Annotated in this window: 2 protein-coding genes; both read left to right on the top strand. The window is 31.8% G+C overall.

What is annotated here, in order from left to right:
* A partial coding sequence (locus tag B3W71_RS13315; RefSeq protein ID WP_346889421.1) for a C40 family peptidase occupies positions 1 to 969 on the top strand: 969 nt, incomplete at its 5' end.
* A 198-nt stretch (positions 970 to 1167) separates the two neighbouring features.
* A complete protein-coding gene (locus B3W71_RS13310) occupies positions 1168 to 1368 on the top strand; it encodes a cold-shock protein (RefSeq protein WP_346889420.1) in 201 nt (66 codons plus the stop codon).
* The last annotated feature ends 246 nt before the right edge of the window (positions 1369 to 1614 follow it).

Here is a 1614-nt window from a genome sequence, read left to right as displayed (position 1 = left end):
AAAATTAAATATAACAACACCACTGGATTTGTTAGTGCTGAATATATTAATACTTCTTCTGGTAATTCAAATTCTGGAAATAGTAATTCTTCTACAGAAGATACAGTTATATCTACAGGAATTGTTAATGCTGATGTTCTAAATGTTCGTTCTAATGGAAATATTAGTGCTAACATAATTGGAGCTCTATATAAAGACTCTAAAGTTGAAATATTATCAACTAGTAATGGATGGCACAAAATTAAATTTAATGGTGGTACAGGCTTTGTAAGTGCAGAGTTTATATCAGATAGTACTGGTATTGTTGCACCACCTACAATAACTGCCCCTTCACACACAGTGGAAGGCAAAGTTGCAATTATTAATGCTGATGTTCTAAATGTCCGTTCTGGTGCCAGTATTAGTTATAGTGTACTAACTACAGTAAGATATGGTAGTAAACTACCTATAATTTCTTATACTGATGGTTGGTATAAGGTTAAGGTAGGTAATACTACTGGATATATTAGTGGTGATTATGTAACTATAACCGATGAAACTCACTCCTCTAATCCAGTAGTAAAGGAAACCCCTCTTATACAAAGCAATTATACTGGAGAAGATATAGCCGCTAAAGCTGAAGAATATCTTGGAGTTCCATACCTTTGGGGTGGCTTTACGCCTATGGGCTTTGATTGTTCTGGCCTTGTTCAATATGTGTACAAGCAACTAGGCATATCTTTAGAAAGAACCACATATTATCAAGTACATCAAGGTGTTATAGTTGATCGTAATGATTTAAAACCAGGGGATTTAATTTTCTTTACTACTAATGATGATGACCCTAATGATATATCTCACGTAGGAATATATAAAGGTAATGATTTGTTTATTCAAGCACCTAAACCTGGTGACTATGTGAGAGTTTCTAATTTAAACTCTGCTTATTATAGTAATAGATATTACGTTGCTAAACGTATAATAAAATAGTATAAAAAGTTTCAAATTGAGAACACTATAGTTATTATCTAAGAAATTAGATATGGTCAAATATTTTTGAAAGGAGATTCCGTACTTGTCTTAATAATAAGATTTGATACCCTTGAGTACACGACCAACAGGAGTAGCACCGCAAAACTGAGTATGTTGAAAAGGGTGCAACTATTAAAGTTGCTTAACGGAGATTATATGGAAGTAGGAACAGTAAAATGGTTTAATAGTGAAAAAGGGTTTGGCTTTATATCTATGGAAGGTCATGAGGATGTATTTGTACATTTCTCTTCTATCCTTGGAGATGGCTATAAGGTTCTTGATGAAGGACAAAAGGTTCAATTTGAAATAGTTAGTGGGGAGAGAGGTCCTCAAGCAGCAAACGTTACAAAAATGTAGAAGTTATATTTTGAAATCATTGTAACTATTGTAATGTATCCATGTGGAGATGTTTAATAACACTTTATGATAAATATAAATGTATAGTATAATCTATGCATTATTGGAATTATAAAACCCTGGATTTCTTATTTCAAATTTTAAAGTAATATATTTAACTAATATGTATTACTTACACCGTAGAGACACGATATAAATTCGTAGTCTCTATTTTTTATTAGGCATCTGAAAATAAATAATAAGTCA

Origin of the sequence: Clostridium sp. UBA1056, assembly GCA_002316385.1 — a bacterium.
In the GTDB taxonomy this organism is placed as follows: Bacteria; Bacillota; Clostridia; order Clostridiales; family Clostridiaceae; genus Clostridium_J.
Note: the sequence above shows the minus strand (reverse complement) of the source record. Positions and strands in the feature narration are given on the sequence as shown.